General features: G+C 42.0%; 23 protein-coding genes. 7 read left to right on the top strand and 16 right to left on the bottom strand.

From position 1 onward, the window contains the following. Positions 1–30: 30 nt before the first annotated feature. The 4 genes from MHH63_RS22930 to MHH63_RS22915 form a co-directional block, all read right to left on the bottom strand. The gene (locus tag MHH63_RS22930) at positions 31–1020 is read right to left on the bottom strand and encodes a LacI family DNA-binding transcriptional regulator (protein ID WP_036687224.1); all 990 of its coding nucleotides are present in this window, start codon (positions 1018–1020) and stop codon (positions 31–33) included. Positions 1021–1155: 135 nt separating this feature from the next. Next, complete coding sequence (locus MHH63_RS22925) at positions 1156–2541, bottom strand: ABC transporter substrate-binding protein (protein WP_076192581.1); 1386 nt, start codon at positions 2539–2541, stop codon at positions 1156–1158. Between the two features lie 52 nt (positions 2542–2593). Beyond that, complete coding sequence (locus tag MHH63_RS22920) at positions 2594–3472, bottom strand: carbohydrate ABC transporter permease (RefSeq protein ID WP_038568194.1); 879 nt, start codon at positions 3470–3472, stop codon at positions 2594–2596. Further along, positions 3469–4362 carry a carbohydrate ABC transporter permease gene (locus tag MHH63_RS22915; RefSeq protein WP_036687229.1) on the bottom strand — a complete coding sequence of 298 codons (894 nt, stop codon included), beginning with the start codon at positions 4360–4362 and terminating at the stop codon, positions 3469–3471. The genes MHH63_RS22920 and MHH63_RS22915 overlap by 4 nt, the downstream gene beginning before the upstream one ends. 362 nt (positions 4363–4724) lie before the next feature. On the opposite strand from MHH63_RS22915, the gene MHH63_RS22910 reads away from it, so the two are divergent. After that, the gene (locus MHH63_RS22910; RefSeq protein ID WP_248549182.1) at positions 4725–5522 is read left to right on the top strand and encodes an ATP-grasp domain-containing protein; all 798 of its coding nucleotides are present in this window, start codon (positions 4725–4727) and stop codon (positions 5520–5522) included. Here MHH63_RS22910 and MHH63_RS22905 read toward each other — a convergent pair. The 3 genes from MHH63_RS22905 to MHH63_RS22895 are packed head-to-tail and all read right to left on the bottom strand — an operon-like array spanning position 5517 to position 8645. After that, positions 5517–6866, bottom strand: a complete 1350-nt coding sequence (locus MHH63_RS22905) for a bifunctional folylpolyglutamate synthase/dihydrofolate synthase (RefSeq protein WP_341172136.1) — start codon at positions 6864–6866, stop codon at positions 5517–5519. The genes MHH63_RS22910 and MHH63_RS22905 overlap by 6 nt on opposite strands. Positions 6867–6880: 14 nt before the next feature. Further along, positions 6881–8029 (bottom strand): hypothetical protein, encoded by a 1149-nt coding sequence (locus tag MHH63_RS22900; RefSeq protein ID WP_139331096.1) that lies wholly within the window; start codon positions 8027–8029, stop codon positions 6881–6883. Then, positions 7995–8645, bottom strand: a complete 651-nt coding sequence (locus MHH63_RS22895) for an N-formylglutamate amidohydrolase (protein WP_076192573.1) — start codon at positions 8643–8645, stop codon at positions 7995–7997. The genes MHH63_RS22900 and MHH63_RS22895 overlap by 35 nt, the downstream gene beginning before the upstream one ends. Positions 8646–8978: 333 nt before the next feature. Between MHH63_RS22895 and MHH63_RS22890 the strand changes: the two genes are divergently transcribed. The 5 genes from MHH63_RS22890 to MHH63_RS28645 all read left to right on the top strand — a co-directional run bounded on the left by MHH63_RS22890 (position 8979) and on the right by MHH63_RS28645 (position 13757). Next, positions 8979–10361 (top strand): ABC transporter substrate-binding protein, encoded by a 1383-nt coding sequence (locus MHH63_RS22890; RefSeq protein ID WP_076126963.1) that lies wholly within the window; start codon positions 8979–8981, stop codon positions 10359–10361. Positions 10362–10521: 160 nt separating this feature from the next. Continuing rightward, positions 10522–11364 (top strand): carbohydrate ABC transporter permease, encoded by an 843-nt coding sequence (locus MHH63_RS22885; RefSeq protein WP_036687240.1) that lies wholly within the window; start codon positions 10522–10524, stop codon positions 11362–11364. After that, a complete protein-coding gene (locus MHH63_RS22880; protein WP_076192570.1) occupies positions 11364–12197 on the top strand; it encodes a carbohydrate ABC transporter permease in 834 nt (277 codons plus the stop codon). The genes MHH63_RS22885 and MHH63_RS22880 overlap by 1 nt, the downstream gene beginning before the upstream one ends. A gap of 164 nt (positions 12198–12361) precedes the next feature. After that, complete coding sequence (locus MHH63_RS22875; protein WP_076186227.1) at positions 12362–13393, top strand: LacI family DNA-binding transcriptional regulator; 1032 nt, start codon at positions 12362–12364, stop codon at positions 13391–13393. Between the two features lie 49 nt (positions 13394–13442). Then, on the top strand, positions 13443–13757 hold the full coding sequence (locus tag MHH63_RS28645) for an ArsR/SmtB family transcription factor (protein ID WP_080742665.1): 315 nt from the start codon (positions 13443–13445) through the stop codon (positions 13755–13757). Positions 13758–13787: 30 nt separating this feature from the next. On the opposite strand, the gene MHH63_RS22870 is transcribed toward MHH63_RS28645, so the two are convergent. The 5 genes from MHH63_RS22870 to udk all read right to left on the bottom strand — a co-directional run bounded on the left by MHH63_RS22870 (position 13788) and on the right by udk (position 18971). After that, positions 13788–14018: a hypothetical protein gene (locus MHH63_RS22870; protein ID WP_254847760.1), complete on the bottom strand. Its 231-nt coding sequence runs from the start codon at positions 14016–14018 to the stop codon at positions 13788–13790. Positions 14019–14194: 176 nt separating this feature from the next. After that, positions 14195–15394: a Ger(x)C family spore germination protein gene (locus MHH63_RS22865; protein ID WP_076282650.1), complete on the bottom strand. Its 1200-nt coding sequence runs from the start codon at positions 15392–15394 to the stop codon at positions 14195–14197. A gap of 50 nt (positions 15395–15444) precedes the next feature. Continuing rightward, positions 15445–16557, bottom strand: coding sequence for a GerAB/ArcD/ProY family transporter (locus MHH63_RS22860; RefSeq protein WP_076282651.1), 1113 nt, complete (start codon positions 16555–16557; stop codon positions 15445–15447). Positions 16558–16605: 48 nt separating this feature from the next. Further along, complete coding sequence (locus MHH63_RS22855) at positions 16606–18198, bottom strand: spore germination protein (protein ID WP_076192561.1); 1593 nt, start codon at positions 18196–18198, stop codon at positions 16606–16608. 146 nt (positions 18199–18344) lie between these two features. Continuing rightward, positions 18345–18971: a uridine kinase gene (udk, locus tag MHH63_RS22850; protein WP_036687251.1), complete on the bottom strand. Its 627-nt coding sequence runs from the start codon at positions 18969–18971 to the stop codon at positions 18345–18347. Between the two features lie 157 nt (positions 18972–19128). On the opposite strand from udk, the gene MHH63_RS22845 reads away from it, so the two are divergent. Then, positions 19129–20229: a threonine aldolase family protein gene (locus tag MHH63_RS22845; RefSeq protein ID WP_339170799.1), complete on the top strand. Its 1101-nt coding sequence runs from the start codon at positions 19129–19131 to the stop codon at positions 20227–20229. On the opposite strand, the gene MHH63_RS22840 is transcribed toward MHH63_RS22845, so the two are convergent. The 4 genes from MHH63_RS22840 to MHH63_RS22825 are packed head-to-tail and all read right to left on the bottom strand — an operon-like array spanning position 20215 to position 25255. Further along, on the bottom strand, positions 20215–21531 hold the full coding sequence (locus tag MHH63_RS22840) for a glycosyltransferase family 2 protein (protein ID WP_076192559.1): 1317 nt from the start codon (positions 21529–21531) through the stop codon (positions 20215–20217). The genes MHH63_RS22845 and MHH63_RS22840 overlap by 15 nt on opposite strands. Positions 21532–21550: 19 nt before the next feature. Continuing rightward, positions 21551–23098, bottom strand: coding sequence for a sugar isomerase (locus tag MHH63_RS22835; protein ID WP_076126979.1), 1548 nt, complete (start codon positions 23096–23098; stop codon positions 21551–21553). After that, positions 23073–24200, bottom strand: coding sequence for a polysaccharide pyruvyl transferase family protein (locus MHH63_RS22830; protein WP_076126981.1), 1128 nt, complete (start codon positions 24198–24200; stop codon positions 23073–23075). Before MHH63_RS22830 ends, MHH63_RS22835 begins: the two co-directional genes overlap by 26 nt. After that, entirely contained in the window at positions 24197–25255 is a 1059-nt protein-coding gene (locus tag MHH63_RS22825; RefSeq protein ID WP_339281556.1) for a glycosyltransferase family 2 protein, read from the bottom strand. The genes MHH63_RS22830 and MHH63_RS22825 overlap by 4 nt, the downstream gene beginning before the upstream one ends. Positions 25256–25279: the final 24 nt, after the last annotated feature.

The raw sequence follows: 25279 nt of genomic DNA, 5'->3' as shown, positions 1-25279 counted from the left end.
GGTCGTCACTCCTAGTGTATAAAATTTAATCTACTCAGCTCCGGTAGATTCACGTACGATAAGTTCAGGATCAATCCGCATCCCGGCTCCACGTTTCATCTTTCCAGAGATGCGTTTGAGCAGCATATCCGCGGCTGCCAGCCCGATTTTGTCCGCAGGCTGACGTATTGTTGTCAGATGTGGATGAAGCTGTGAAGCAATATAATGATCGTCATAGCCGACCACTGCCACCTCTTCGGGTACCTGAATGCCCGCTTCCATCAGGGCATTGATGACTCCAAGCGCGATATTGTCATCCCCGGCAAATACGGCGGTGGGCAGCTTTCCTTCCTTCAGCCAACGTTTGCAGGTATCGTATCCCATCCCAATATCGAAATCACCAGGCACGATCTCAAAGGGGGCCAGTCCTTGTTCCTGAAGCGCCTGTAGAAATCCACTGCGCCGCTCCCGCGTACTCCGGAACATTTCCTGACCGCAGAGATGAGCGATTGAAGTGTGTCCCAGCTCCAGCAGATGACGCGTAGCTGCGTATCCCCCCTTGAAGTTGTCGATCGTGATGGAGTAGGTATCATTTTCGGGCTTCTGATTATCTATCAGCACATAAGGAATACCCCGCCGTTTTAACTCCACAATATAATTGTCCTCTTCCATCGGAGAGAGCAGAATTAAACCGTCTACACGATCCTCCTGAATTAAATAATGGCTATCATCCGATTCGATGCCTGTTGAGATGGATATGGCTAAAAAATAACCATGCATCGCTAATATTTCATTCAGCTCTTTGACCACTGCGTCAAAAAAGGAATCTTGCAGGGTAGTGACAATAATGCCGATAATTCCCGTCTTACCGCTTGCCAGACTGCGTGCCGCAGCATTAGGGCGGTAATCCAGCTCTTTAATTGCCTCCAGCACCTTTTGGCGATTATTCTCGCGCACCGATTCGGCCCCATTTAACACCCGGGATACGGTTACAACGGATAATCCGGATTTTTTGGCTACATCAAAAATACTAACTTTCATCTTTAATTCTCCTCACGGCAGATTTTCCGATCCTGTTTTCTACTTTCAGTATACAGGGTTGGCAGACTGTCCGCTAAACGTATGATTTCACGCAGGTATACCGTCCCTAAAGGGGGCGGTATACCTGCCAAACAGTTATCGCTGAATGATCTCTGTAACCTTCTTCTGAATCGTCGCCATCACCTCTTCAACCGTCTTATGTCCAGTTTCTACTGGCTGCAATTCATTAATGAACATGTCATTAATTTGCGAGTAGTTGGTGATTAAGTGGTTATAGGATTCGAAGCCGTAGTTAACAGCACCCTCGTAGACATTTTTGATATCCTGTGGATCGATACCTTCAAAATGTTTATAGTAAGCTTCTGCAGCTTCGGTGTTGACTGGTGGGTTACCGCCACTAAGCTCAATGGATTTCTCTTGCACTTCGCTTGTGATCAGGTATTTGATCCATTCAAAAGCTTCCTTCGGATGTTTGGAGTCCTTCAAGATCAGCAGCGGATCGACATAAAGGGTGCTGCGTACCTTTTCGTTTCCTCCCCATGGTACAGCGGCTACGCCAATTTTGAAGGGGAAGTCATTTGCACCTGCAAGGTTCCATGAGCCTCCGATAGACATGCCGATTTTACCAGCAACAAAGGGATCGCCGTTCTGTCCAGCTACACTTTTGCTCCATTCGGAAGAAGGAGAGACTTTATCCTTAAAGACAAGATCAAAAAGCTTGTTGTAGGCAGCGATCACTTCAGGGGAGTCAAAATAAGTCTCGGAAGGCACGCCGCCATTAGTCCATGTATCTTCTGAGTAAGGCTCCGCTCCAAAATATAACGGCCGCATATCGCGTTCGGACCAAGTGAAGTCTACGCCATATTGAGTTTTGGCGATATCATCGGATACAAGCGTCATTTGTTTAGCTTCGTCGACCATTTTTTCAAACGTCCAGCTCTTATCTTCATAATCGCTTGTTGGATAAGTCAGTTTGGCAGCATCAAACATGTCTTTGTTATAGAGCATTAAGGTGACATACATATTGACCGGGATGCCGTAAGTGTGATCTTTAACCTTGTAGATACCCATTAGATTCTCTGGGATACTATAATCCTCTGCCTTGAAACCATCCTCTTTCATAAGGTCGGTCATATCGAACAACATACCCTTATTGTAGTATTCTGCGAAACCTCCATACCCCCAGTGACTTGTCACGTCGGGCGATTTGCCGCCGGCAATTAGCGTTTGCAGCTTGCTGTCGAACTGCTCATATGGCGCTTTTTCCACTTTCACTTTAATATTCGGATGCTGCTTCTCGAAATCAGGGATTAATTTTTCGACAAATGTGCGGTCTTCTGAATCTATTGTGTAATGGGTAATCGTTACCGTTTCTGCTTTGCCTCCAGAATTAGTAGAGCCACCGTTTCCTTCAGATAGGGCGTTACCCGCCGATTTGCCGCCGCTACAGCCTGATAAGGCTAGAACAACGAGCATGGTAGCTGCAAGTAAAAGCGCAATACTTTTCCTGTTCTTGTTCATTAGCTAAACCCTCCATGATTTCAAGTATATTTGGCCGCCGGATGGCGGATTATTACTTAATCCCTGTAAGTACTATCCCTTCGACGAACTGTTTCTGGGCTACAGCAAACAGCGTAACGATTGGGACCATAGCTAGAACTGAAGCAACCATTAGCAGATGCCAAGGTGGAATACGGAACCTCGATGAGGTAAGAGAAGCCATCCCGACGGGTAGCGTGAACTTATCTGATGAGCTTAAGTAAAGCACTGGCGTAAGCAGATCATTCCAGTTGTAGATAAAAGCAAAGATAGCTACGGTCGCAAGTGCAGGTTTGGAGAGTGGGATTGCTATGGTAGCCCACATCCGTATTTCACCACAGCCATCAATGCGTCCGGCATCAAACAGCTCTTCAGGCAATGTGGAGAAGAATTGGCGCAGCAGAAAAATATTATAGGCTGAGCCGAAGAAAGCAGGCACGATCAGGGGTAAAAAGGTATCTATCCAGTTCATTTGCGAAAAGAGTACAAATTGCGGAATCATAATGGCCGGATAGGGTAACATCATGGTGCTCAGCAGCAGGATGAACCACACCTGATTACCTGTACCTCTGAATCTGGCGAATCCATAGGCAACCAGCGCCGAAGAAATCAAGGTTCCCACAACACTAAAGCCGGCGATAATCAGACTGTTTTTATAAAGTGTACCGAACTGCAGGGTATCAAATATTTCTGTGTAATTGCTCCACTGCCAGCTCTCCGGAAGAAAGGTGGGTGGGAACTTCAGCATCTCACGTTTGGACTTAAGTGAAGTGGAGACCATGAAGAACAAAGGAAGCAGCATCAGAAATGTTGTAACTACTAGAGTAATAAAGCTGAAAATCTTAACAGGCTCCGCTTTCCGGCGGCGTTTTGTTCCTTTAGTCCGGGGGCTTAGCGCTCTGACTGTACTCATTTGCGTCCACCTCCTTCATAGTGAACATAACGGTTAGACAATTTCATAATTAGTGCGGTGCAGAGCATAACTACGATAAGGAGCACCCATGCCAAGGCTGAGGAATAACCGGCACGATATTCTTTGAAAGCGCTGGTGTAGAGATTATAGACATAGAACCAGGTAGAGTAATTCGGCCCCCCTTGAGTCATGACAAAAGCTTGGGTAAAGACTTGGAAGGAATCAATCAGTCCCATAATCAGTTGGAAGAGCAGCACGGGAGAGATCATCGGTAAGGTAATGTTCAGGAAGATTCTGAAGCGCCCGGCACCGTCAAGGTTAGCGGCTTCGATCAAGCTAGCCGGTACGCCTTGCAGACCTGCGAGGAATAAAATCATTCCTGAGCCTGCTGTCCAGAAAGTCATGATGATCAAGGCATATAGTGCAGTGTCTGGGTTCATCAGCCAAGCCGGTCCATGAATGCCGAACCAGGAAAGGATGTAATTGAAGAGCCCGATCTGCGGGTTAAAGATCCAGTACCACAGCAGGGACATGGCCACGCCGGATACCATGCTTGGAAAATACATTGCTGTTCTGAAAAAGCCGCGCAAAGGAATGGTCTGGTGGAGCAATAGCGCAAAGCCAAGACCGAGTGCAAGCTGGATAGGTACACCGATGAAGGTATATCTCAGCGTGACAACCACTGATTTCCAGAACAGGTCATTGTGAAACATCTCTGTGTAGTTAGCGAGCCCGATAAATTTAGGTGGGTGTATGATGTCATAATCAGTAAAGCTGAAGTAAAGCGATGATAAGATAGGATAAAGGGCGAATACTAGGAAGCCGATAATCCAAGGAGAAATGAACAGATACATGTAGAACGTCTGCCGCCTGTTCTCGCGATTGATCATGACACACCAACCTCTCGTTTTAAAAGTATAAGCGCTTTAACTTTTGATCATACTAACACTATTAATTAGCAATAATACTAGGTACCTAGAGATTAAAGTTTAACCGCTTTAACTTTTTGATTCGCTTTAATAAGCTTATCATAGAGGATGATCACTAAATAATCAACACTTATTTTAACTATAAAAGCGCTGTCAGTCATTAAACGTAACATACAGTCTGTCATTTTTGTGAAAAAGGGACCTGAAATAAGATTCGGGAGATTATTGTGTTAACTATTATAACGCAATTTTATTATTTTTTATTAATATTCCTCATGCTATGATTAGGTTTGGTCATATTTTGTTAGAAATGAGGAAACTGAATGACGACTAGACCTTACTTAAAAATGATCCAGCATTCTGTTACAGCCTCAGGGATTAGCTTTGAGGAAATTACACCGAATTTCGTATATAGAGCGACAGATGGAGTGAAATCATTTGTGATGGTAGACGCTGAGATCGGACTAAACAACAGTGCTTCTACGATCATTGCCATGAGTAAATCTCTAACTTATGATGTTTTGCATAAGGCGAATATCCCAGCCGTAGAACATATTTATTTGCCGCATCCAGACTCCAAATTTAGCAATTTGAATCCTTATCGATTGGCTGAGCGTTATTTCCAAGCGTGCAATGGGGAGGTAGTTATGAAGCAGGATAACGGGGCGCAGGGCAATCATGTGTACAAAATCAATGAGATAGCCGATCTGCATGAAAAGCTGGATTTATTATTTTCTTTACAGCTTAATGGGGCGATAGGTCCTTATTATGAAGCGGAGATTGAGTATAGAATTGTAACTTTTAATCATCAGGCGCGTGTATTCCTTGGCAAAAAAAGAGTTCGTTCGTGGAAGCACAATTTGATTAACGGAGCTGTTACGATTGAGGTGAAAGATCAGGTCAAACAAGAGGCGCTGGCGGAGCTTGCCTCCCGGACCTCTAAAGCGCTGGGCCTTGATTTCTGCTCAGTAGATATCTTAGAGACAAATCAAGGCTTGTTGGTGATCGAAGTCAATCATAAGGTAATGTTAGATGAATATTGCAAGCAAAATCCAAGTGAAGTACCTGGCCTCTCAGACCTTTACAGGGAAGTTATTCTTCAGCGTATGAATCAGTTATAAGCCGATATTCAGCAGCGATTGCCCGAATAATCTTTTGGCATTTCCGATTAGAGTTTGCGTACCCACGATTACAATAATCTCGGAAGGTGATTGTTCTTTAACATACGTGAGAGCGTCCTCTAAATAAGGGAATTCGGAACTTTTTTCGAGAAAACTTTTAGCGATAAGCGGAGCATCCGTAGGGAAAATTAGATGGCTTATATCGGGTTTGGTTACGATTAGTTGATCCGAGACTGTACTCATGACTTCGATGACCCCTGTGTAATCTTTATCCTTAGGGACACCGATGATGGATGTGACGGTACGGCTGCGCTCAGGATTCACTAATTGAATAAGTTCAGCCAGATAGCTTGCAGAATCTCTATGAATAGCTCCGTCAATAATCGTCAGTGGGTCATGACAGATAACTTCACAACGTCCCGGCCATTGTAATTGTTCAAAACAGTGATGTACGATCTCCTGATCAAGGGGTCCCCCTGTAATCTCTTCACAAAGTGCGACTGCGCTGGCAGCATTGACCGCTTGAAACTGTCCCAATAGCGGAAGGGTCAAGGCTGGATAAACGGCTGGCTTCGTCCGGACATCAAAAGTAGTTCCGACAGAAGTGGTTGTGATAGATTCAGCTAAAAACTGTTCTTCATAATATTGCACAGGGTTGGAGGAGAGGTTGTTCTTCATGATCGCAAGAACGTCGGATTTCTGTTTGCTAACATAGACGTTTGTTGTGTTGTTTTTGACAATCCCCAGCTTGTGCAGTGTAATGCTGTTCAGATCAGGTCCCAAATGGGCCACATGCTCTTCCATAATCGGGGTAATGACAGCCCAGTCATTGCTCAGGACATTGGTGTCATCAAACCTTCCTCCTCTACCGCATTCAATCACATTGATATCTGTACCCTTCTCCTTAAAGTACAAAGCCGCAATAGCCAAAGCAACCCCAACCGGACCTTGATATTCATCAGCAGCAAGCTGCTCTTCGATCTGGTGGAAGCCCCCGCGAATTACATTACCTAATCGCACAAAATCTTCTGTGGCTATTGCCTGCCCATTGATCCGGATTCTTTCGTTGAAATCTACCAGGTGAGGGGAGGTGAATAACCCCACTTTATATCCCAAGTGACTTAACAGAGAGGAAATAAATCTAGAGGTGGAGCCCTTACCTTTACTGCCTGTGACCAGTATGTATTTTTGATTGCGATCCGGACTTCCGACTGCATCCAGTAATACTCTGGTTAACTCCGGTTTTCTAACTTCTTCATCCAAAGTTTCTGTAATGTTGTTAATGGCCCTTAGGTAAGAGCTGTAGATCATATCTTCTACTTGGGATTGTGAAGTGAATTCCACGGAAATCCCTCCATTTAATTAATTTTGGCGCGTTCCTCAGATAGTGTTGTGTAGATGATAATCGGAAGTAACACAAGAGAAATGATGACGGTCAGAGCGATGCTCCAGTTCAAATCCTTATATAGCTGTACTATGGTGAACAACAAAGCGATAACAGGTAAGACTAGTTTATTTAAGTGCTTTAGGAATAAGGAGTACATACTTCTTTTTACGGTAACTGATGTGCCGATGCTTGGGATTTCTAACTCGTTACGCGATAAGGCGGTGATCCCGATAAATAAGTGGCTGTCGATAAATTTAAGCTGCTCATTATCCGCATGAAGCTTGACTGACTGGGCAATATGCTCCGTATCGATGTCTAAGATGGGGATGGTGATTTGTTTGGAATTATAGGAGATCACGATCTGATCTGTTTCTTCCATGCCTAGCAGTTTTCTAACATTCGGATGAATTCTGCATAAATTCTGGTGCTCATCAAAAGGGTAAGGATGACCCACTCTGAGGGTGAGCTCTCTTTTGCCAATAAAAAAGTTCCCTAATGCACTTAAGGGCCGTTGGATCAGTTGATTTATAAGTTTATGTATGCCTGGCTTGGGTTGAGAACGCGTCCTAGCGCGAGTAATGATTAATGGGTCATGCCCCTCGGAATGGGTTTCAAGCAATAACATAATGTATCTGTTGAAGTAAAGGGTATTCGGTTTGGCTGTGCTATCTTCTCGTAAAGTTAGGTTTACCCGGAAGCCATTTTTGGGATTGATAAGTTCTACTTGATTCGTATATTTACGGACGAGTGCTGGACAGGCTTTTACATAGGGTTTGGCAATCTCGTCCACTTTAGGAATTCCCCGAAGAACTGTGTCGTATTCTGGCTTCGTTATTGTTAATCCTGTAGTCAGGCAGTCCCCGAGCTTGTCCTTTGCCCGCTTGGATAATTGGATTGTACCTCTTGGCACCTCATCTGCCGATAAAATTAAACAGCTGACTTTGACACCATTCTCTGCTGTAAGATCAACGAAGATATGCTGGACTAAACCTAATTCCTTTAACTCTTCGGAGTTCATTGTGATTTCTTCACGAGGTTGAAGGCTTTGTTTGTCTAGAATAGTAAAGGTTTGCTCGATAATAATGTCAGACACCGCCCAATAGTTTAATGATTTGTTCAAGGGAATGAATGGTTTTTTGGAATAAATCAAACGCATTCGGGTTACGATAATTTCGATTAATTTCAATTTGAATACTTTGAACTAACAATTCCTTAGCGCAATATGAAGTAATTGTTCCAGGATGGGATGCAGAAAATGTATGATTTTGTCGAACATTGGTAATACCATTATTGTTAAAGATGCCTATGACGTCATTTAAATTATTCTCTCGTATAGAGGTTCCGTACAGTGTCCCTAGGTCAATATCAAACTCTCGAAGTTTGGAAGCTCCGTGCAGATCGATCACAAACTGAATGCGATGTTCTTTGACAAGCGCTCGTAGCGCAGCCTTATATTCTCCACCTAAGATGTAATTTGGGTCTTCTTTGGAAAAGCTATTCGAATAAATACAGTAGCAATTGGTGAGCTTTTGTAACAAGAGGGCAAGGGAGCCTGTATACATGTCAGCTGGTTTTACAGCATGTTCTCGAAAATGATTAATGGCATGTGGAGCTGAGACTAGTACAGGAAGGGAGCCTTCTACAATGGAGTAAGAGGGATCTACCCCGATATCGCCAAAATAATTATTATTGGAGAATTGTAGCTCATACTGTTCGATCAGAGATAAAATATGCAATCACCTATTCATAGTTATTTAATGGGTCGTTAACCATTAGTATGTCCTAAGCATTCACCATTCATGAATAAGGATGAATCTATTATAACGCTTGCAAGGTTTGCCGTGGGCAGTTTTTCCATAAAATGATTCTAAAAGATTGGCTATTGAAAAGTTCAAAATGGTGTGCTAATATTTCAATTGAAAACGTTACCGATAAGGATACCGAGAAGGATACCAAAAAGTAGGCTGGGGATTACTTAAGCAAATGAAAACGCTGACATAATTTTCACTAACAGCATCGGAACGTCTTCATGCGAAGTAATCTAATAAAAAGTACGAGGGGGAAGAAGAATGAAGAATATCAAAAAATATTTAGGGCTCATGTTAGTAATGTCTATGGTTGTTGTCTTAGCGGCAGGATGTGGAAATAAAGAAAATAATTCTGCATCCAATGATGGAAACGCTACATCTGGTAAAAAAGGGTCAGTTTATTTCTTGAACTTCAAACCTGAGATTGCAGAAATATATGAAAAGATCGCTAAGGATTACGAAGCAGAAACAGGAGTTAAGGTAAAAGTCGTAACGGCTGCTGCGGGTACTTACGAAACTAAATTGAAATCCGAAATCTCCAAGTCTGAAGCGCCAACTATTTTCCAAATTAACGGACCTGTTGGTTTTCAATCCTGGAAAGATTACACCTTGGATTTGAAAGATACTAAGCTTTACAGCTATCTGTCCGACAAAAGCTTGGCTGTAACTGAAGGTGAAGGCGTGTATGGTATCCCTTACGTAGTTGAAGGATACGGCATCATCTACAACGACGCAATTATGAAGAAATACTTCGCTTTGGCTGATAAAGCGGTATCGATCTCCTCCACAACTGAGATCAACAACTTCGACACTTTGAAAGCAGTAGTAGAAGATATGACGGCTAAAAAAGACCAACTGGGCATTAAAGGTGTATTCGCCTCCACTTCCCTCGCTGCTGGTGAGCAATGGAGATGGCAGACTCACCTTGCAAACTTGCCGCTGTACTATGAATTCAAAGACAATACTGAGTTTGACAACACCGTTCTTGCGGGTCTAGCTTCTAAAGAAGTTGAATTCAAATACAACGATAAATTTAAAAACATCTTCGATCTGTACATCAAGAACTCTGTAACTAAAGAATCCTTGCTGGGTAGTAAATCCGTAGCTGACTCCATGGCTGAATTTGCACTTGGTAACGCAGCTATGGTTCAAAATGGTAACTGGGCTTGGTCACAAATCAACGATGTTGACGGTAACGTAGTTAAAGCTGAAGAAATCAAATTCTTGCCTATCTACACAGGTATGGAAGGCGAAGAAAAACAAGGTTTGGCTGTAGGTACAGAAAACTATTTCGCAATCAACAGCAAAGTATCTGCTGAGAACCAACAAGCTTCTATCGCTTTCCTGGAATGGTTGTTCTCCAGTGAAAAAGGTAAAGCTTATGTAACTAACGATCTAGGTTTCATCGCACCATTCAATACCTTTGAAGACAGCGAAAAACCAGCAGATCCACTTGCTAAAGAAGTATCTGCTTGGATGGAAAAAGATCTTACTTCTGTAGCTTGGACATTCGCAGCATTCCCAAGTGAAGAATTCAAAAACGTCTTTGGTGATGCCCTCTTGCAATACGCTCAAGGAAACAAAACTTGGGATGAAGTTGTAACCATCTTCAAGGACACTTGGAAGGCTGAAAAAGCAAAATAATAAATGCATGGAAAGATGCTTGAATAACTCTCAGTTGTCATACAGATAAAAGCTTAGTGCCACTGGGCTCCCTCGGGATTCAGTGGCACTAAGCAACAATTGGAGTGGATCTTGCTACATCTGTTTCATCATTTTCCATACTGAGATAGGAGAAGACTCCATGGAAAAATCGATAAAAAAATATTTTGCTCTTTTTGCATTACCGACCATAATAGCCTTTGGAATTGCCTTTGTGATCCCTTTTCTTTTGGGTATATATTTGTCTTTTACAGAGTTTACTACAGTCAATGATGCAACATGGATAGGGTTTGGCAATTACGCTAAAGCTTTTTCGAATCAAGAGTTTCTAAATGCATTAGGTTTCACCGTTAAATTCACAGTTTTATCTGTTCTTACTATTAATGTGTTCGCCTTCATCTTGGCGATGTTATTAACTAGAAAGCTAAAAGGTACCAACGTATTTAGAACGATCTTCTTTATGCCTAACTTGATAGGCGGTATCGTATTAGGATACATCTGGCAGTTGATTTTTAATGGGATTTTGTACAAATTTGGTGTCACTTTGACCTCTGATGCAACGTATGGATTTTGGGGACTAATCGTTCTTATGAATTGGCAATTGATAGGGTACATGATGATTATCTATGTTGCAGGTATTCAGAATGTTCCTAAAGATATAGTAGAAGCCGCAAGAATTGATGGAGCTTCACGTTCTAAGATTTTGCGTAATGTGACAATTCCACTCGTAATGCCGTCCATTACTATTTGTTTATTCTTAACCTTATCCAATTCATTTAAATTGTTTGACCAGAACTTAGCGTTAACCGCTGGTGCTCCGTCTAAGCAGACCTCCATGTTAGCACTGGACATCTACAATACATTCTACGGAAAATCAGGATGGGAAGGTGTCGGTCAAGCGAAAGCCGTCGTATTCTTTGCTTTAGTAGCCTTAATCGCCTTAATACAACTTGTCATTACTAGAAGAAAGGAGGTTGAGAACTAATGCAAAAGACTAGAGCAAAAGACTACTCTATATTCACCATTTTGTTGGTCTTGGCCATTGCGTTCTTATCTCCTATTTTTATTGTTCTGATGAACTCCTTCAAGGGTAAGTTCTACATTAGTGATACGCCGTTCTTATTCCCTAATGAGACTACATTTGTTGGTTTAAAGAACTATACTAGTGGTGTAACAAAGATTGATTTCTTCAGTGCCTTCGGAATGTCCTTGTTTATCACGGTATGCTCAGTGGCTGTGATCGTGTTATTTACTTCCATGACTGCATGGTACATTACCCGGGTGAAGTCCAAATTTACAGGCATGATGTATTATGCGTTTGTATTCTCGATGATCGTGCCTTTCCAAATGGTTATGTTCACAATGACTAAGACCGCAAACGTGCTGCATCTCGACAATCCGATAGGGATTATCTTAATCTATTTAGGGTTTGGATCAGGGCTGTCTGTGTTTATGTTTAGCGGATTTGTGAAGTCTATCCCGCTTGAAGTTGAAGAAGCGGTAATGATTGATGGCTGTAATCCACCTCAGGCCTTCTTTAAAGTGGTATTGCCTATCCTGAAGCCTATTGCTGTAACTGTAGCTATCCTTAATGTAATGTGGGTATGGAACGACTTCCTATTGCCAGACCTGCTGATTGGTACAGAATATAAAACGATTCCTATTGCGATCCAGTACCTAAAAGGTGGATACGGATCGATTGACATGGGAGCTATGATGGCGATGCTGGTCTTAGCTATTGTGCCAATCATCATTTTCTACCTGACTTGTCAAAAGTACATCATCGAAGGTGTCGTTGCGGGTGCGGTTAAGGGTTAAGCTTGATCTACCTCGTTAAATAAATTAATATTCATGTAAGAAGCGAGTAGGGTGTTTTTCTTGATGGGTGACCATCAGGAATCCCCTGCTTTCTTATTTTGACTATGAAGTTGAATAAGGATTAAGGAGTTTGATAGATACTAACAAGTAAAGGATAGATAGAAATGGAGAGACTGACTATTATAGACATCGCCAAATTATGCGGTGTTGGCGTGACTACTGTATCAAGGGCTATTAACAATCATCCGGATATTAATGAAGAAACAAAAGCTATGGTTATGAGGGTTATCAAGGAAAATCATTATGTCCCGAACAACAGTGCAAGAAATTTAAAACGTTCTGATTCGAAAACGATTGCAGTATTGATTAAAGGGATATCCAATCCATTTTTTAGCCCGATGATCAAAGTGTTCGAAAAAGAGATCCAACGCAAGAAATACTCCTTCATCCTACAACGAGTTGATGAGAATCAAGATGAGATCGAAGTGGCGATTGAGCTGGAGAAAGAAAAACGGTTGAAGGGAATTGTCTTTTTAGGAGGGCTATTCTCACACTCTCAAGAAAAATTACAGCAATTAACGGTTCCATTTGTCCTTAGTACGATTGGGATGACGGAAGAGTTTGATTTGAGCGACTATTCTTCTGTATCTGTCGATGACTTTAATGAGAGCTATAAAATTGTCGACTATTTATGTAATCAGGGGCATGAGAAAATTGCGGTCATTACTGCTCCAGAAGAAGATGTAAGTATAGGTAAGTTGAGATACGAGGGTTATAAAAAGGCTTTAGCTGATCATGGCATAGCTTATAATGAACAACTGGTACGGCGAATGAAAGAGGATATTGATAGCTACAGCATGGAGAATGGGTATGCGGTTACAAAAGAATTGCTAGAATTAGGAGAAGAGTTCACCGCTATTTTCACCTTATCAGATAGTATGGCTATCGGCGCCTGTAAGGCAATATTTGAAGCGGGCAAGCGAGTCCCGGAAGATTACTCTGTGGCTGGTTATGACGGACTGGATATTTCCTTCTATTATAATCCTTCTATTACTACCATCAAACAGCCGGTAGTGGAGATTGCGGAAGCAACGATTAAGATTCTTTTTGATCTCATCAATAAAAAGGTTAATCATGCGCATCAGATTTTTCCGGCAGAATTAATTGTTAGAGAGTCTACGAGGTCTTTATTGTAGTTTCAACAAGTGAGTATGTTTAAGTTTATTTACGAATCGGGGTGGGGAGATAGAACCGCAAGAGATTAAACCTAACGATATCAACAGCATCACACGGTTTCTCACCGCATTTGGTGATCCTACTCGGATTCGGATTGTTACGTTATTAGGGAATAAAGGTCGGCTGAATGTTGGGGAAATTGCAGGTGAATTCGAAATAAGCAGGCCAGCGATTTCACATCATCTCAAAATCCTACGGGATGCCCGCATTGTTGACCATAAAAAGAGAGGCCAGGAAGTCTATTACTGGCTGGCGCGTGAACGGCTAGCAACAAACTTTAGGGCGCTTGCTGATTTGGCAACGTCGTTTAATCATGGGGACTAAGCCATCTCAAGGGAATGGTTCAGTCCCATTTTAGGATAACCAGGCATTTACCATATCGGAGACGGGTTTATAGATAAATATCATCCATCCCAATGGGTTAGAGACCGAAATATGTAACGCATTAATAAGACTGAAGAAGGTTCCCAGCAACAGAAGAAATGAGAAAACCCACATCTCCTTGATTAATTTTTTCCTCCACATCAGGGGAACTTCAATGGCTGCTATAACGGCTACAACTATGAGAATCACTACTATACCCAATATTCACAACCTCCCAAACCATCTAGTTTCGAGATATTAAGTCTTTGCTCAGTGCTCTTCTGAACATTACTGCAATTTCGCTGTAATAAGTGTAATTTGGTTAACACTCGATACTCTTTCAATTTTAATAGTTGGGCACCTTGCGATGTTATACATGGTTTTGTGACTCCAATTCATCACTTCGTCTCTTCTAGGAAAGAGTTAGTCACTTTCCCTAACAGGCGAATCTTAATATCCATCTTTACGCTTATTGGAAGGTTAACAAAGGTCTCATCCCAATTGTTTCGCAGTTTCTTCCACGCCTGCGGGTTAGAACGATGGATGATTTCACCGAATCCAAAAATATCGCTTTTGTATTCATTCTGTACCTTTTTAATAGTAGTTTTGAATAAATTCTGGACTTTTTTATTGGCGATTTGTTCTAATTCGGTGATAGTTTTTGTGTCTGTCAGTTCAAGATTTCTACACTGAACCTCCCCTATATCTGATTCTATATGTTGCTCAATACTGATTTCTGGTTTGTCATTATGGATGCTGCCTTTCATTTTGGAACGGGCTTCAAATACATCAAGCGAAACCTTTTTACCTTCGGGACATTGGATATAGAAAACAGTACTCTCTACTTTATTGGTTAAATAGTTATACACTTTTGATTCCTCAGGATTTAGCCAACCAATCAATTTGTCTTCCTTGAATACGGCCAATCCGGAGTATTTCAATTCTGTTGGAGAGTCTACCGTTTCAACATTATTCGGAGTTTCTCCTACATCTACACTCCCCTCGATGACAACACCTGTTAAGACTGGATTCTTACCCTTACTGACAAGTTCTGTAATTAGGGTTCCTAATGTCACAGTAGATGTAGGTGCCCAATTTTTCTCCGAGCTTTCCAGACTGGAAAACAATCGCACGGCAGGAATCTTTTCAAGACTGGTTAATATTTTCAACGCATCTTCTGCCTTTGCATCCTTTGCTACCACTATAAAATAATCATTTCGCGTATCAGTGTCTCTTGACATGAAATCAAGAACATCGTTGATTCCCTCTTTAGCCAAATCCTCGCCAAGGACTAGGATTCGTAAATGAGAGATATAAATTTTACGTGGGCTAACGGTTGTGATTTTTCTAAGGGCTTCATATACAGTATTTCCTGTCGCTTTATAAAGGTTGACGGGTGCTTGAGGAGAGCCTCCCTTGGAGCCAGCGATTTGACTGGGTAAGACCACTTGTGCAGAAACTTGATATTGATCTCCAATTTTATCGATCCCTATTCCTACAGCAATCGCAAGATCATTTAATTCTCGGCGGCTCCAGCAACCTGTTACAAATATTTGCATGAGAATAAGAACACAAATCAGAAGCGATCTTCGTTTCATGGTTTAATCCTCCGTTAGATCTTTCGGTATTCATGTCTCCCAGCCCATCTTTAGCTTCGAGATTTTAAGCCTTTGTCCAGTGCCCTTCGAAACATTCCCACACCTAACAACACCAAAGGTAGAAATAACCCGAAGGTTATAACATAGTACACCCAATAATTATCGAATACTTTGTTGTAATAGGTGTAATTTGGCGCAATAAGAGGTGCTAGTGTAACCAAAATTAATCCTGTGGGTAGAGTTAGCACCCGGTACTCTTTTAGTTTGAATAATTGAGACAACCCCAGAACGAAAGCATAGAAGTATAAGGTAACTTCTATAAACAAGGTTAACATCCAAAGTAGTGCTATCATGGCTTCCACCCGCTCGAAGAAACCACCAACGGATATGCGCCTTGCAATGTTATAACTGGGATAGATATCCCTGGTTGTCAGATCTGGACCTAGCACTAATATGGAAATAGTAACCGTCAGGAAGATAATAATACCGCCTAAGAAACAGCCTTGTAGTAAGCCTTTGGTTATCTTTTGTTGTTGGTTTACATAAGGGAGAAACATTAGAAAAACAACCGGTTCTATAAAGGTGTAAGCCGTAATGGAAATAGACCCTCTCAACACTGGTTTTATGCCATCCTCCAATATGGGCAGTAATCTGACAATCTCCATCTGAGGAATAATTGCGACCGTCAGAATCAGAAATAGGATAATAATCATAGGTGTAAAGATCTCTCCAGCTCGTCCTATGACTTCAATACCTAGTCGTGTAGCCATAATCACGATCACCATGAATAAGATTAAAACAGCCGGAATAGGGGTTCTCGGTAATATTTCGGATGTAACGAACTCACTGAGTTCTCGCATACTTCCAACGGTGACGATAAGAAAATACATTAAGGTCAAGAGTGATAGAATAGTCCCAATCCATTTTCCAAAAGCCTTTTGAATCGCCTCAATAAGCGTTAGTTTGGGGTACAACTTTACGAACTTGCTGTACATATAGATGGCTAGTAAACCTACGATCATACCAATTAATGCGGAAATCCAGGCATTTTGTCTGGCGTAGTGTGAAGTGGAGGGAGGGATTACGAGAATGGAATCCCCGATCGTAAGGAACATAACCAGTATGGTAAGCTGGCGAGTACTTATTTTACCTTTTTCGAGCATGGCTTTCTTCACTCCAATTTATCACTTCATAGGTCAAGGTTTCAGGGGCTATTCCTCCGTGAGATCTCCCGGTTTCTCCGGTGGTGTACTCTTTTCCCGAACGATATTTTTTTTATTGATAAGTCTAGGGCGGGTAAACATAGCCCAATGCGGCATTCGGAAAAAGGTGTCCTTTTGATCGGCGAGATTATAGGGAGCAAACGGGCTCAAATAAGGAATTCCAAAGGAACGTAAGCTGCACATGTGAAGAACTATCGCAATAACGCCGATAATGATCCCAAACAATCCAAAGGATGCAGCAAGGAACATCATTGGGAAACGGAGCATTCTGATGGTCAGGGCAAGATCGAAGGATGGCAGCACAAAGCTGGAGATAGCAGTAATAGCGACGACAATAAGCATGGCAGCAGAAACAATGCCGGCATCAACTGCCGCAGTCCCAATCACTAGGGTGCCTACAATGGATACAGATTGGGCTATGGTTTGAGGCATTCGTACACTCGCTTCTCGTATAATCTCAAAGGCAAGCTCCATTAAGAGTGCTTCAATAAATGCTGGAAGCGGCACGCCCTCCCGTTGTGCGGCTAGACTGATCAGCAGGGTTGTGGGCAGCATCTCCTGATGAAAGGTAGTAATAGCTACATACAAAGATGGGGCAAGTAGTGAAATGAAAATACTGAAGTATCGAAGCATTCGTACTAAGGTGCTAACATCGGCACGTTGATAATAATCTTCCGCCGTCTGCATGAAGGAAACAAATAAGGTAGGCACCGTCATTACTATAGGAGTCCCATCTACTAATATGGCTACTTTTCCTTCCATAAGAGCAGCTGCTATAACGTCAGGGCGTTCCGTATGATGGATCGTTGGAAATGGGGTATAGGTTTCATCCTCGATTAATTCTTCGATATAGCCACTTTCCAGGATCCCGTCAATGTCGATCCGATCTAAACGTGAGTGTACTTCTTGCAGAATCTCATCACTAACAATGCCATTGATATACATGAGGGCTACGTCTGTCTGTGTTACACGTCCAATTTGCTGTGTTTCTAACCAAAGATTGGGGTCTTTTATTTTCCGCCGGATTAATGCGGTATTCGTGCGTAAGCTTTCTGTGAAGGCTTCCTTAGGTCCACGAATCACCGTTTCAGTGGCACTTTCCGTTACGCCACGGTCTTTCCAGTCACGCATGCCTATGGTGAACCCTTTGGTATATCCATTAAGTAAGAGGATCACATCTCCGGATAATAGAGAGGTGAATAAAGAATTGAACTCCGTCGCATCTTTAATATCCCCTACAGTGAGCATGTGATCTTTTAATAATTGATAGTTGGCTGTTTGTGTATCAAGACTTGGATCTGGAAGTTCTAAGATTAGTGATTCCAGAATGAAATCCTGAATAGCTTTACTATCCGCCAATCCATCTGTATAGAAAATAGCTGCTTTAATCTGGTGTTTGGAACCAATAAAGAATTCTCTAATCACGAGATCTGTACTATTGCCGAGTGTTGTTTTTATATATTGAATATTATCTTGAAGTTTTTCTTTAATAGGTTCCTTGGGTAATTCTTTAGTGGGGTTAGGGTGCCCTAATGAAGGGTTCTTAAAAACTTTTGTTATTGTTCTGTTCAGAAATCCCATAGTTGTTATCCCTCTTCCGCTGGTGCTGTAAATATAGCTATTACCAGAATGAGGTGGGATTATTCTGAACCATGGATGGGTCAACGCATATCAAAAAAGCCGCAGAGAGATTCTCTGCAGCTAGCTAGAAGCGCTTAATTAAGACTTTAAGACGTCCAATCGTTATATAGATGCTTCTCCGTTAGGATGGACAACAACTGAATACCAACCTCATTATGGCCACCTTCAGGGATGATCAGGTCAGCGTATTTTTTGGATGGTTCGATAAAAGCTTCATGCATGGGTTTAACTGTACTCAAATATTGATGATGGATCGACTGGATGCTCCGTCCACGTTCTTCAATATCTCTAAGGACCCGGCGGAGAATGCGTACATCAGGATCGGCATCCACGAATACCTTGATGTCGAGCATTTCACGGAGATTCTCGTCAGAAAGGACGTGGAGTCCCTCGATGATTACAATATTGTTTGGCTTCAGTTCTACCGTCTCTGTAGTGGAGCGGGCATGGACTGTAAAGTCATACACGGGAGCGAATGCGGTCTGTTCTTCGCGCAGAGATTTAAGATGCTCAATGAGCAGCTCGTTATCGAAAGCGAAAGGATGATCGTAATTAATGGATTCACGTTCAGCAAAGCTGAGATGTGAGTGATCCTTATAGTAGTTATCTTGAGATATGAAAGTTACCTTTCCCGTTCCAAGACGGTCAATGACGGAGCGGGCTACGGTTGTTTTTCCCGAGCCGGTGCCGCCGGCGATACCAATAATGAGCATGTGATTCAATAACCCTCCCTAAGATTGCCGTTGCAATTCCAATATTGTAGCACAGCGCTCATGTTTTTTCACCTTAGATCGGGTAAAATTAAGATGGGATTTTTGGAAATTCGTCTATATTAGGGACAAGGCAAATCCGGAAGGGGTTATCCAACGAATGAACGGAAAAAAAACCGTACAAGAGGCTTTTAATGAAACGGCCTATCGAATCGCAGGGAATGGGAATAGAGATGTGCAAGTGTTGAAGGAAGCCTTGGCAGCCGTAGAGAACAGTACGGCATCTGATATTTATGGAACGGGCGAAGTGATTGAAGATTTCCAGACGAAAATGGCGAATATCCTGGGCAAAGAAACCGCGGTTTTCTTTCCGAGCGGAACGATGGCGCAGCAAATCGCTTTAAGAATTTGGTGCGATGAAAAAGAGGTGAAAAAAGTAGCCTATCATCCCTTATGTCACTTGGAGATCCATGAGCAGGATGGCCTGAAGGAATTACATCATATTGAGCCTATCTTGCTTGCGGACAAGAACCGATTAATCACTTTGGAGGATGTGGCGAACCTAAAGGAGGATATCGCCTGTCTGTTGCTGGAATTACCCCAGCGCGAGATTGGTGGTCAGCTGCCAGAGTACACGGAGCTTGAAGCTATTTCTGCTCATTGCCGTGCACGCGGCATTAAATTGCATTTGGATGGGGCAAGATTATTTGAGATCCTCCCGTATTACGGGAAGTCAGCAGCTGAAATCTCTGCACTCTTTGATAGTGTGTATATATCCTTTTATAAAGGAATTGGAGGAATCGCCGGGGCAATTCTTGCAGGCAGTGAAGATTTTACGAAGCAATCAAAGATATGGAAACGGCGGCATGGTGGAGACTTAATCAGCTTATATCCGTACATCATTTCTTCTGATTATTATTTCCGGCAAAGAGAGGGCAAGATGCAGCAGTATTATGAAGGCGCGAAGGAGCTTGCTGCTTGGGTTAATCAATGTCACGACGTAACCACTCTGCCCGCTCAACCTGTCTCCAATATGTTTCACATGCATTTTCAAATGTCTAAGGAACAACTTGAACCGATTCTGTCAGCGGTGTATGAGGCGACAGGAATCGGTTTAAGCGCGGGAATAAGAGCTACCGGGGAACATACTTCTTATTGTGAGATCAGCATTGGAGACAAGTATGCCGACATCCCAAAAGAAAAGCTTAGAGAGTTTTTTCTGCTGCTCGATAAGCTAATGAGCGAATCATCTGCCGAGTAGCGTACGGAGTAAGGAGATTCGTAATAATTGTTTTTTAATAAGCTTCATGCGAAACTCATTTTTCAATTGATTGTAGATCAGCGGGCAATGGTTAAGCGCCCAATGGTACATGAATTTAAAGTCTGTAGCGTCTTTTGCAGAATTTAATAAATAGTATGAGATCGTATCGTAAGCATTATGGTTGAACCATTCCGTCATTTCCTGTGCGTTATATCCATATTTCTGCACGGCCATATTCTTAATGAGTTTTTTTTCTTCCAGATTCTCAATTAAGAATCCCTGGCTCAGATTAAAGGTGATATTGTTCCCGTGTATTCGGTACACGCCCGCAATCACATCAATGAAGCCCGCATCACCTACCAGCAGGGAACGCAAATAGATGGAAGCATCGTTGACCATATTCATATCTAGGATATCCATAGCCATTAAGGCCTCTCGTTTAAAGACAGTAGTTAAAGTAGAGGCGGGTTTTGGATATCCTTTTTTCTCGAAATTCATGAAATAATCGCGTTTCTTAATAATGCTGCTAAGCTGCAGATTGGAGATTTTTAGTTGTTTGGCTTTGGAATACTCCAGAAACACATTCGCAGCTACAAATGATATTTCGGGATGAAGGAGATGGAAGCGGACAGCTTTACTGAAATAATTCATGTCGATCAGATAATCATCATCATCGAGAAAAAGAACATATTCCCCATCACCATGTGCAGCAAAAGCTTTTCGGCGATTATTTCCAGGTCCGCTATTGGTAGCATTGCGCATGTAAATGACCCGTGGCTCCGCCCCAAAGTGTTGCTGCATTAACTCTTTCGTGCCATCTGTAGAACAATCATCAATCACTGTAATCTCTTTATTGGGATAGTCCTGCATTAAGATACTTTGGATCGCTTGATATAGGAATTCTTTTCTATTATAGGTGGTGATAATGACACTGATCTTGGGAGAATCGGATAAGGATTGGACTGTTGGGTAGGAAATTTCCGTATCCGAAATGCGGCTTTCCATTTTAACCAACCCCTGAATTAAACCTGCGATATCACTGGCAACAATGTTGAATTGTTCAGACAGATAGAATTTCAAAGTATCCTCTGAAGCCCTCCCCGTCAGAAAGGCATGAATAACCTCAGATAAGGTTTCCAGATAAGGTTTGATTTGTACATTTTGTTCTTGATCTATGATCTGGCGGCATCTTTGCAATAGTTCTGTATCCTCTATTTGGATGGTAGGTGAATGGTTTATTTCGTCATTTAGGTCGTTTAGAAAGACGTAACAGGCTTGCTGCAAAACCTCGCTATGATCCATTTCCAGTCCTCCTGTTGTGTTATTTGGATAAACCACTTACCTCAGGCTGAGCGTTAATTTTATTTTTGAGTTTGTATCGATACTTTTTGAGATGTTCCCATGTATAGAGGAAGACTTCCCGTTCCATTAAAGAGCCGATTACAAAATATACAGGCAAGATCACTAGTCCTAGAAGTACACCCCAGATCATAAGCCCCAGATAGGAATGGATCGGGATGTCGATGGCAGTTGTGATGAGAATAATGCCTACAAAAACTACTGCATTCGTAAGCCATCTTCTAAAAGTGACCCATGGACTGCGGTCCAGCAAATGTTTGCTGGCATAGATCACAATATCTATGGAGCGGTATAGGAGGGCAACTATCGTTCCCATCAGTACACCGTAAATTCCCATGAAGATTACGAAGACAACAGAAGCCACCAGATTAATGGCGGATTCCAGAATGGAACGGTTTTGTGTTTTTTTGAAATGTCCAGCGATGGTAATCACATTATTGGAAGACGTTCTGGCATTGGTTAATAATTTGATGACTACGAACAAGACCGGCAGCCACATATCAATGTAATTCACGTCGTTTACCCCAGCGGTATACAATTTCATAAAGGGTAAAATCAAAATGTAAGCCACCGTTAGAATCGAGAAGATAAGCCCCATAAAATACACTTCGTAAGCATCATAAAATTTAATAAATGCTTCTTTACTCTCATGGTAGCTTTGCCCGAGGGCAGCCTTCACACTTCCGTTTATGGTCTGGACGATATTATCCACGATCGTAAAAATCATATTGTACATAACATAGATACTGACGATTTTTAGATTCGTAAAGATGGTTAATATAAGTACGTCCGTATTTCTAAACACCAAATAGGAGATTTCATGGACTAATACGGAATTCTTTTGACCAATGGCTTCATAGTCTGGTTTGAGATTCAGGTTGATCCACTTGTAATTCTTATTCATATAAATATAGAAAGCGATGATTTGAAGTAAAGTTAAGATAAAATAGGAAGCTTGAACCGCAATAATGTCCACACCTTGCAGTAATAACAGAATCCGGATCAGGCTGTTCATAATATTAGCCACAGTGACAATAGAAGTCTCTACATAGCTTTTTCCCTCCGCAGCGAGCAGGACCTTGAATTTCCCCTGAAAATAATAATTGATTGCTCCGCCCATCCCCGTAAGCAAAATAATGACCATAATCGATAATTTATCGATCTCAGACGAGATCACTAGCGGGTACACGATGGCGAGTAGCAGTACGGCGAAGAAATAGTAAATACCTGTTTTTTTATAATAGCTGGAGGTGGCAGCCAGAATAGAGTTGATATTGTTTTTATTATCCGAAGCTACCGGCTTGTAAAGTGCTTGGATCGAGGCCGCCCCAACACCTGCTTCCAGCAGGGCCAAATAACTAATAATCTGCACAATCGAAGCGATCAAACCATTGGCCTCAGAGCCATAGTTGACCATTATCAGTCTGGGTATAAAAAAACCGAGGATGATCGTGATGAGTTGACTTCCCAGTCCAAAGGATAAGTTAAGAATGCTCCGCTTGGCTTTCATAACGAATCCCCCTTTCGTAAAGCGGTAAATACGTATCTAGATGCTCGAAATGTCTTTCGGCTTGTTTTGCTTGCAGTGTGACATCCATAGAGCAGGTGATCATACTTTCAAAAATCTGTGCAGGCTGGACCTGTTCCAGCGTGTTGAAATCGGCATACAGACCTGTGAATCCAACATCTTCCATTACATTGACCATTTTTTTGCTGTAGGCTACAGGGAATACCGGTTTATTAAATACCCAGCCCAGAATCATTGCATGGAATCTTGAAGCCACAATAGAACTGGCATTAGCTAACACGGACAACACTTCTTCCATGTTCGTTTTATATAAATGCACTTGAATAGCATCCTTGTAGGAGGGACCGATAAGGCGCTGAATCTCTTCAATCGCCAGTTGATCGCCTTCGTGTTCGCAAAATGACATGAAATGAACCGCGTAACCTTTTTCAATGAAATAAATTGCGAGTTCTTTCATTTTTTCATAATAGAGGTTGTCAAAACCGTTCAGACCTTTCGCTGAAGGTTTAATAACGGATAAGACGATGTAATCCTCCGGTTCGTTTGGAATATCTGGCGGGTCTAGCTGAAAAATAATATCTGGGGCTAAGCGGACATTATCCAGATCCTTAAATAAATCATAAGAGTACTGTTCTCTGAAACATATATCTGTATAATCCTTGAAAATCCGCTTGTGCTCATCATAGTATTCTTGATTTGTAAAAGGGCCAAAATTAGATCCTAACAGATAGTAAGGCTTATTTTGATTACGAATGACTTCTGCATTCTTGAAATGCTCTGCCCAGTGGTCTGCTTCCATGAAAATCGAGCCGCCGATATGAACGACGCCATCTGAGTGATCTGCCAGATATTTGTGAGCTACATTATGTATCTTTAGCTTCCTGCAAATATAGCCAATGCCTCTTAGAAGAAGGGAATCGGAAGGATACACTTTGAGGTTAGGGAGCTCTTTGAAACATTGTTTATAGAGGCGTGGTGCGCAAATTCTGAATTTGGTATCCGGATATCTTTCGCACAGCACCTTAATGAATAGATCATCGCCCAGATTAAATTCGGTATAGGCGTATATCAGCATCTTTTTCATATTCTAGATTCCTTTCGGGTTCCGTTCCCTTTAAGTAGGTTTCGCTTGAACCTGGATAAGCCTCTCTCCACAGAGATGAATCTGTGATATAGAAGCGGGGAGATTAAAAATGTTCTGATATAAAGGGTTAATCTGCGATTATCTCCTCTATAACGTCTTATGAGTTCATCCATTTCTTGATTGAGCTTTGGATAGGTATGGTTGATGTCACGAAGTAATTCCTGAATGCTTACCCCTTCCGTACCATTTAGACAGGTTTTGAGGTTGAAAAAGTAGTTCTCGATCAGCTCACGGTTCATTAACAAAGGGGAGATCGTATCTAGTTCAGCAAAGGGATAGGTTTTGAAATATTCGTCCACCCTTTTGAAAGCATCCACTACATCGAATTTATTCACGTTATAGCTGTTGGAGATGGAGGAGTTTCTCTGTAAATAAAAGGATAGTATATCCGGGATTGAGATGACTCTGGCTGCTCTGGACAAGGCTTTGTAGATGAACTCTTGATCCTCTCCATTCACACAGCGTTCTGTATAACCTAGCCCGTGGAGAAGTAAGAATTCTCGCTTATAAGCGATACTCCCTGTCCATATTCGCAAGCTTTTGTTCACGAAAATCCGCGCCAGTGCTTGACTTCCCGTCACGTCGCTGAAATCAGAGGTACAGCTCAATAGAGTTTCTCTGCCTTCGGAGACATGATTATAACCCCAGCAAATAATCTCGGGTTGTTCATCTTGAGTATATGACTGAAGGGTTGAGACCAAGTCTGCGGAGACATAATCATCTCCATCTACAAAAAGAACATAGTTACCTGTGGCTTCAGCTAAACCCCTATTTCTAGCCGCGCTTACTCCATGATTCTCCGTTCGAATGACTTTACAGAAAAGGGCGGGATTACGCGAAAGAATCTTTTCTATAACGTTGTAAGTGTTATCCGTAGAACCATCATCTACGATGATGACTTCGAAATGCGGATCGCTTTGATCAAGCAGTGAATTAAACATAGGGGTTATATACTGCTCTATATTGTATACCGGGATCACAAGGCTTAGATTCATGGGCTCGCTCCTTTCCTGTGTAGA

Origin of the sequence: Paenibacillus sp. FSL H3-0310, assembly GCF_038002785.1 — a bacterium.
Lineage (GTDB): Bacteria > Bacillota > Bacilli > Paenibacillales > Paenibacillaceae > Paenibacillus_AQ > Paenibacillus_AQ odorifer.
The sequence above is the reverse complement of the archived record's forward strand: the minus strand, read 5'-3'. Positions and strand labels throughout refer to the sequence as shown.

What these genes read in the sequence shown, in the direction of transcription:
- MHH63_RS22930 (WP_036687224.1), bottom strand. Translation starts at nt 1,020, where the DNA reads ATGAAAGTTAGTATTTTTGATGTAGCCAAAAAATCCGGATTATCCGTT.
- MHH63_RS22925 (WP_076192581.1), bottom strand. Translation starts at nt 2,541, where the DNA reads ATGAACAAGAACAGGAAAAGTATTGCGCTTTTACTTGCAGCTACCATG.
- MHH63_RS22920 (WP_038568194.1), bottom strand. Translation starts at nt 3,472, where the DNA reads ATGAGTACAGTCAGAGCGCTAAGCCCCCGGACTAAAGGAACAAAACGC.
- MHH63_RS22915 (WP_036687229.1), bottom strand. Translation starts at nt 4,362, where the DNA reads ATGATCAATCGCGAGAACAGGCGGCAGACGTTCTACATGTATCTGTTC.
- MHH63_RS22910 (WP_248549182.1), top strand. Translation starts at nt 4,725, where the DNA reads ATGACGACTAGACCTTACTTAAAAATGATCCAGCATTCTGTTACAGCC.
- MHH63_RS22890 (WP_076126963.1), top strand. Translation starts at nt 8,979, where the DNA reads ATGAAGAATATCAAAAAATATTTAGGGCTCATGTTAGTAATGTCTATG.
- MHH63_RS22885 (WP_036687240.1), top strand. Translation starts at nt 10,522, where the DNA reads ATGGAAAAATCGATAAAAAAATATTTTGCTCTTTTTGCATTACCGACC.
- MHH63_RS22880 (WP_076192570.1), top strand. Translation starts at nt 11,364, where the DNA reads ATGCAAAAGACTAGAGCAAAAGACTACTCTATATTCACCATTTTGTTG.
- MHH63_RS22875 (WP_076186227.1), top strand. Translation starts at nt 12,362, where the DNA reads ATGGAGAGACTGACTATTATAGACATCGCCAAATTATGCGGTGTTGGC.
- MHH63_RS22865 (WP_076282650.1), bottom strand. Translation starts at nt 15,394, where the DNA reads ATGAAACGAAGATCGCTTCTGATTTGTGTTCTTATTCTCATGCAAATA.
- MHH63_RS22860 (WP_076282651.1), bottom strand. Translation starts at nt 16,557, where the DNA reads ATGCTCGAAAAAGGTAAAATAAGTACTCGCCAGCTTACCATACTGGTT.
- MHH63_RS22855 (WP_076192561.1), bottom strand. Translation starts at nt 18,198, where the DNA reads ATGGGATTTCTGAACAGAACAATAACAAAAGTTTTTAAGAACCCTTCA.
- udk (WP_036687251.1), bottom strand. Translation starts at nt 18,971, where the DNA reads ATGCTCATTATTGGTATCGCCGGCGGCACCGGCTCGGGAAAAACAACC.
- MHH63_RS22845 (WP_339170799.1), top strand. Translation starts at nt 19,129, where the DNA reads ATGAACGGAAAAAAAACCGTACAAGAGGCTTTTAATGAAACGGCCTAT.
- MHH63_RS22840 (WP_076192559.1), bottom strand. Translation starts at nt 21,531, where the DNA reads ATGGATCATAGCGAGGTTTTGCAGCAAGCCTGTTACGTCTTTCTAAAC.
- MHH63_RS22835 (WP_076126979.1), bottom strand. Translation starts at nt 23,098, where the DNA reads ATGAAAGCCAAGCGGAGCATTCTTAACTTATCCTTTGGACTGGGAAGT.
- MHH63_RS22830 (WP_076126981.1), bottom strand. Translation starts at nt 24,200, where the DNA reads ATGAAAAAGATGCTGATATACGCCTATACCGAATTTAATCTGGGCGAT.
- MHH63_RS22825 (WP_339281556.1), bottom strand. Translation starts at nt 25,255, where the DNA reads ATGAATCTAAGCCTTGTGATCCCGGTATACAATATAGAGCAGTATATA.